This is a genomic window from Kitasatospora sp. NPDC059817 (assembly GCF_042731835.1).
Classification (GTDB): Bacteria; Actinomycetota; Actinomycetes; order Streptomycetales; family Streptomycetaceae; genus Kitasatospora.
Genome location: NZ_JBHWIR010000314.1, coordinates 1 through 5,295, shown reverse-complemented (window position 1 = coordinate 5,295; position 5,295 = coordinate 1). Strand labels below are relative to the sequence as shown.

Sequence of the window (5,295 nt, the reverse complement as noted above, 5' to 3'; positions counted from 1 at the left end):
CCGTCAACCACCTCCCCGGCCTGACCGCCGAGGTCGAGGACGTGCCGGGCCCCTCGGCCCGCTCCGACCTCCTGCTGGTCCTCACCCCGGACGCGGACGGCTACGCGGGCCTGGCCGAGTACGACGCCGACCTGTTCGACCCGGACACCGTGCGCTCCTGGCTCGACGCCCTGGTGAACGACCTGGCCCGGCACCTGACGGACCGGCCAGGCTGACCGACCGGACGGACCGCCCCCGGGCGGGGCGGTCGGGGGACCAGAATTTTCCGTGGAAAATTCTCCCAGCACGAGAGCACGCCAGGGAGGACCGCCGGCGCCCCGCTCACGGCCGGCTGTCCTCCCTGGTCCAGGCGCCGACGCCGAGCCGCCCCGTGGTACCCAGGTCGATCTCCGGGACGACCATCACCGGGGCCGCGTCAGGGGTGGCCCGGACCCGCACGTAAGGGGCGTTCACCGGGTTGCCCGCCTCCACGGTGTTGCGCCACACCAGCGTGGACCGGGCGCCCTCTCCCGGGCGCAGCACGATCTCCTGCGGCGGGTCGTCCGCGCCGGTGCCGCTGGCGATCCCGGCGCCGCCGGACAGGAAACGCACCCCGTCGACCGGCCGGTGCTCCACGTCGAGCAGTTGCAGCTTCGGGTAGCCGTTGACGGACACCGCGGACGTCCCGCAGTTGCGCAGGTGCAGGCCGACCACGCGCAGGCCCATCGCGGCGTCGCCGTCGTCCGCGTACAGCCGCAGGCCCGAGGCCGGGCAGGGGCCGCCCGGCTGCGAGGCCTCGGCGCTGGGCACACTGCGGACCTGGACGATCTTCACCAGCGGTCCGGCGCCCGGCCGCGCCTGCCCGTGCCCGTCCAGCTCGATCCGCCCCTTCGCGGTGGCCCCCGGAGCGAGCGAGGTGACGACCTGCGTCACGTTGTCCAGCGCGCCTCCGGCCGCCGAGAGGCGGCTGAACACCGCTGTGACATCAGAGGTCTCGTCCCCCGGATTGGTCACCTCGTACTCCGCGCAGGCCGCACTGGCGGCCGTGATCCGCACCCCGCCCTGCGCGAGCCCGGGCGACGCCTGCCCATTGCGGGACGCCGACGGCACCGGCGCCCCGCACGGCCCGGCACCGCCGGTGGCCGCCGAAACCCCGGTCGCCCCGTCTGCGCAGCCCACGAGCAGGGCCGCGCAGACCGCGACCACCACGACAGCGGCAGCGGGCCGGCGGGCCGTCAGGTGATTCCCGGCGTTCTCGAACTGATGCATCAGCCGATGCGATCACGAACCACCCGCAACGCCTATGAGCTGCGCCACTGCCCGCGCAACAGGACCGCAACGATCCGCCCGGCGCCCGCCGAACCGAGGCCGGCCAGGCCTCCGGGCGCCCCTTCGCGCCCGCAGACACCATCGCCATCGGTGACCGGGCCCCGCTGCCCGATGGTCCGAACCGGTCGCCTTCCGGCGCGGGGCGTGGTCTGCCGCGCGCGGTGGGGGATGTTCCGCGCCGGAGGCGACCAACAGAAAGGATTCTTCATGGTGGAGCACGTGTTCGCGCGCGTGGTACGGACGGTGACCGTCTCGGCCCTCGCCCTGGCGACGAGCGTCGGTGCGAGTGGTACGGCCGGCGCCGCCTCGCCGGAGGAGCACCCCGTCGAGGTGAGCATCGGAGCCTCCGGCCTGCAGGCACCGGACACCGCGAAGGGCGGCCTGGTCAGCTTCCGGGTCAAGACGGACGACCCGAACGGCCGGCAGCTGCAGCTGCTGCGTCCGCACGAGGGAGTGACCATCGACCGGGTCCTCCGGGACCTCGCCGACGCGGTCAGCCCGTCGCCGGCCACCGCGGGCGCCGGGATCCGGGCGGTGAACGGTGAGGCGGACCTGCTGGGCGGGGCGCTGGTCACCTCGCAGGTGCACGAGCAGTTCACCGAGGAGGTCAGCCCCGGGCCGGTCTACCTGCTGGACCTCACCGCGTTCCGGGCGGACCCGGCCCACCCGGTCTCCAGGAAACTGAACCTGGTCGGTACGAACGGCCAGAACGACAACCAGGTCCGCTTCGACGACGGCATCGTGATCGAGAAGGACACGGCCGAGGGCCCGCGTTTCCAGACCGAGGACGTCGACCACGCGCACCTGGCCTACCTGGTGCACGACGAGTCCAAGCAGATCCACGAGATGCAGCTGCGGCCGATCGGTGCCGACACCACCGACGAGCAGATCGGGGAGTACCTGAGGGACGTCGCGCTGGGCGGCCTGCCGGCCCGGTCCCCGTTCACCGGGCCGGCCACCGGCCTCGGCGCCATGTCCGGCGACCGCACCGCCTCCGTGCAGGCCCACGGCCTGCAGCCCGGACGGTACGTCCTGCTCTGCATGATTCCCGACGAGCGGACGGGCGTCCCGAACGCCGGCCTGGGCATGCGCAAGATCGTCACCCTGAAGTGACCGGCCGGGCCCTGGCACGCCGGCGGCAGCGGGCTGTCAGGGCCGACCGCCCCGGTCGACGCACCGTCGCGGTGGTGGGCCGGGTCAGGCGCCGAGTACGTCGTCGGCGCTGCGGGGTTCCGTGCGCGGCTGCCGGTTGAGCTCGTGGCGCGCGATGGAGGACTGCCGGTAGACCTCCTTGCGGGCCCGCATGATGTTGCCCAGGGGCGCGTGCTCGGCGGTGACCCGCCAGGGCGTGAAGGACAGCGAGTCCATCTTCTCCAGGTTCTCGGGGCCGGAGATGTCCTGCTGCGGCAGCCGCAGCTTCGCCACGGTGACGGACGGCGAGAGCTGCTCGGGCCACTCCACGGTGGTGTCCTCCACCGGCATGCGCTCCAGGTCGGTGCAGAGCTGGACCTGGATGTCGAAGGCGTAGGGCCGCTCCTGCAACTCGGCTTGCAGGGCCGGGCGGAAGAACTCCGCCCCCGAGGCCGGGTCGATGGTGCGCCGCACCACCGCCGCGGCGAAGGACGGCTCGGGGGTGATGCGCACCTTGGCGATGTAGTCCCCGTGCCGGACCGCGCCCATCGTCCAGTAGCTGGACAGCAGCAGGTTCGCCGGAGGCGTCTTCGACAGGCGCAGGAAGGCCAGGAACTCGTCCCAGGCCCAGTCCTCCTGGTCCAGCGTTCCTTTCCCGGTCACGAACTCGGTGAAGAACCGATGCGCGCCGGGTCGGCCCTGGGAGAAGTACGCCGGCGCGTTCAGGAACAGTTCCTGGATGAACAGGTAGTGCTCGACCGTGTTGCAGAAGAAGACCGGTCCGTTGATGTTGGCGTAGTCGAACGTGCCCGTGTCCGGTTCGTCCTCCAGCAGGGTCGGGCCGGGGACGTCGAACATCTTCAGCGCCAGTCCGGTGGCGGCACCCAGTCGCGCGTCGGCGCCGGCGTGGGGCGAGCCGTTGGAGAAGCGGATCAGCGCATCGTGGGTTCCCGCAGTCGCGTAGATTCCCTGGGCGTACTCGGGGGGCAGCCCGGCCAGGATCTCCACTTCCCCTCGGACCAGCCCGTAGCCCTTGGCGTGGGCGTCGCGCAGGGCCCGTCCGGTGCCACCGGCCTCGACCGACTCGGCGATGTAGCTCTCGGTCTTCTCGATCACCGTCTGCACGTTGCGGTCGAAGTGCGGGTCGTCGTCTTCGACGTCGGGCGTGTAGCGGACGAACTGTGCTGTCATGACTCCGACCTCTCCTCGGAGAGCGTGATCGGACCTCAGGGGGTGGGAATCGCCCTCAGTCCTCCAGCTCGGCGAGCCAGCGCAGGGCACGCAGACCCGGCAGGAAGCAGTACTCGCCGCCGCGGGTGACCACGAAGCTGGGCAGGTTCTTCAGGCGGCGCCGGACCGGCTTCTCCGGGATGGTGACGCTGCCGGTTCCGCCGTGGTGTCCGGCCACCGGGTCCTTCTCGCCGGGGTAGCCGATGAAGTTGCCGTCGTTGACCCATTCGGCCTTGATGAACTCGAACTGCCGTTCCAGATGGGCCCCCATGAACACGCCGACCAGTCCCCGCTCGGCGCCGTCGTCCTCCAGCACGCCCTCGGGCAGCGGCGGGCCGTAGGTGGTGCCGCGACGGATGAGCCGGTGCATCCGTGCGTCGCCGATGATGGTGGCATCACGGGGGTTGGTGCGCCGGATGTGCGCACCGGCCGGGCACCGGAAGCCGCGATCGTCGTTCTCCCGGTACAGGAAGTCGTTGACGCGGCGCGGATCGGCCGCCAGCTCCGGATCATCGTGCTCCGGCGCTAGCGTCAACGGCGCCCCGCTCGGCCAGCGCCCGACCATCTTGGCCGCCAGCAGTGCCTCCTCCTCGGCGCTGGAGCTGTTCGCACGCAGGTACCGGCGCCAGGCCGCCACGTTGGTGTGGATCTTGCGAACGGCCACGTAGGTCCCGTTGCGTCCCAGCACGTCGGGGCTGGGCACGGGCGGCAGGCCGCCGGTCTCGTCGGGGTAGCCGAGGATGAACTCGCCGGCCTTGATCGGGGCTTCCTGCGGGTTGGAGCCGGGCAGCCCGACGCCCTCGATGTTCGGATGGCTGATGCCGTCACGGAATCCGAAGGTGGTACGCCCGGTCGGGAGCTGGTGGACCTCCTGCTGCCAGATCACCTGGACACCGGGCGTGCCCTCGTAGGCGACACGGGCCCGCCCCAGCTCCCTCTCCAGCTGCGCCGCATCGGAGGAGAGGGCGCTCAACGCGATGTGGACCTCACCGGTTCCGAACGGGGCCTCCCAGCGGGCCGGTGCACTCTCGCCCACGTCACCGATCAGCTCCGCCCGAGCGGCCATGCCCTCACGGAACGCCCGCGGAAAGCTGTCCAGCGACTCCTGGGGCACCCCCAGGGCCCTCAGCCCCTGGTAGGTGAACGCCACGGTCACCCAGGCATCCCGGCTCGGGTCCACGCTGGGCAGACCGCCCGAGGCCAACGGGAGCAGTCGGCGCAGCAGGGCGCGCCCGACGTGCCGGTCATCCACGCGCAGGAAGACGAACCGTCCCTCGTAGGGCACGGGCCGTGGACGCAGGGCCCCGCTCTGGACGTCGTCGATCTCGACGCGCACGCCGCCCGCCGCGCTGCCGCTGTCCGCTGTGTTCATGGTCGCTTGTGCCTCTCCACATCCGTCTCCACATCTGTCTCTCTGCATATGTCCCTGCGCATCTGTCTCCGCCTGGACAGCCCGGCAACGGCCGGCTCGCACCGGCCGACCTGGTCCACCGATGGTGGGCGGGCTCCGACGGTCGGCCGTGTCCGGGTGCTAGGGGCTCTCTTTCGGATCACGCCGGGCGCGCGACGCCGGAGCACGCACCTCGCCGCGTTGTCGTCGGTCGCCGATACTCCGCATGGACTCCC

Annotated in this window: 5 protein-coding genes; 2 read left to right on the top strand and 3 right to left on the bottom strand. The window is 71.8% G+C overall.

From position 1 onward, the window contains the following. Positions 1 to 215: hypothetical protein (locus tag ACFV61_RS34175; RefSeq protein ID WP_380495988.1), on the top strand; the 215-nt coding region annotated here is incomplete at its 5' end. A 106-nt stretch (positions 216 to 321) separates the two neighbouring features. On the opposite strand, the gene ACFV61_RS34170 is transcribed toward ACFV61_RS34175, so the two are convergent. Further along, entirely contained in the window at positions 322 to 1,248 is a 927-nt protein-coding gene (locus ACFV61_RS34170; protein WP_380427833.1) for a DUF4232 domain-containing protein, read from the bottom strand. 267 nt (positions 1,249 to 1,515) lie between these two features. Here ACFV61_RS34170 and ACFV61_RS34165 point away from each other — a divergent pair, with 267 nt between their 5' ends. Then, positions 1,516 to 2,421: a hypothetical protein gene (locus tag ACFV61_RS34165; RefSeq protein ID WP_380427835.1), complete on the top strand. Its 906-nt coding sequence runs from the start codon at positions 1,516 to 1,518 to the stop codon at positions 2,419 to 2,421. Between the two features lie 84 nt (positions 2,422 to 2,505). On the opposite strand, the gene ACFV61_RS34160 is transcribed toward ACFV61_RS34165, so the two are convergent. Together ACFV61_RS34160 and ACFV61_RS34155 are read right to left on the bottom strand one after the other, a co-directional pair. Beyond that, entirely contained in the window at positions 2,506 to 3,630 is a 1,125-nt protein-coding gene (locus tag ACFV61_RS34160) for a catalase family protein (protein ID WP_380427837.1), read from the bottom strand. Positions 3,631 to 3,685: 55 nt separating this feature from the next. After that, positions 3,686 to 5,041: a Dyp-type peroxidase gene (locus ACFV61_RS34155; RefSeq protein WP_380495986.1), complete on the bottom strand. Its 1,356-nt coding sequence runs from the start codon at positions 5,039 to 5,041 to the stop codon at positions 3,686 to 3,688. Between the last annotated feature and the right edge of the window lie 254 nt (positions 5,042 to 5,295).

Bases quoted from the DNA above. Each gene is read 5' to 3' on its own strand.
- ACFV61_RS34170 (WP_380427833.1), bottom strand. From the start codon at position 1,248: ATGCATCAGTTCGAGAACGCCGGGAATCACCTGACGGCCCGCCGGCCC.
- ACFV61_RS34155 (WP_380495986.1), bottom strand. From the start codon at position 5,041: ATGAACACAGCGGACAGCGGCAGCGCGGCGGGCGGCGTGCGCGTCGAG.
- ACFV61_RS34165 (WP_380427835.1), top strand. From the start codon at position 1,516: ATGGTGGAGCACGTGTTCGCGCGCGTGGTACGGACGGTGACCGTCTCG.
- ACFV61_RS34160 (WP_380427837.1), bottom strand. From the start codon at position 3,630: ATGACAGCACAGTTCGTCCGCTACACGCCCGACGTCGAAGACGACGAC.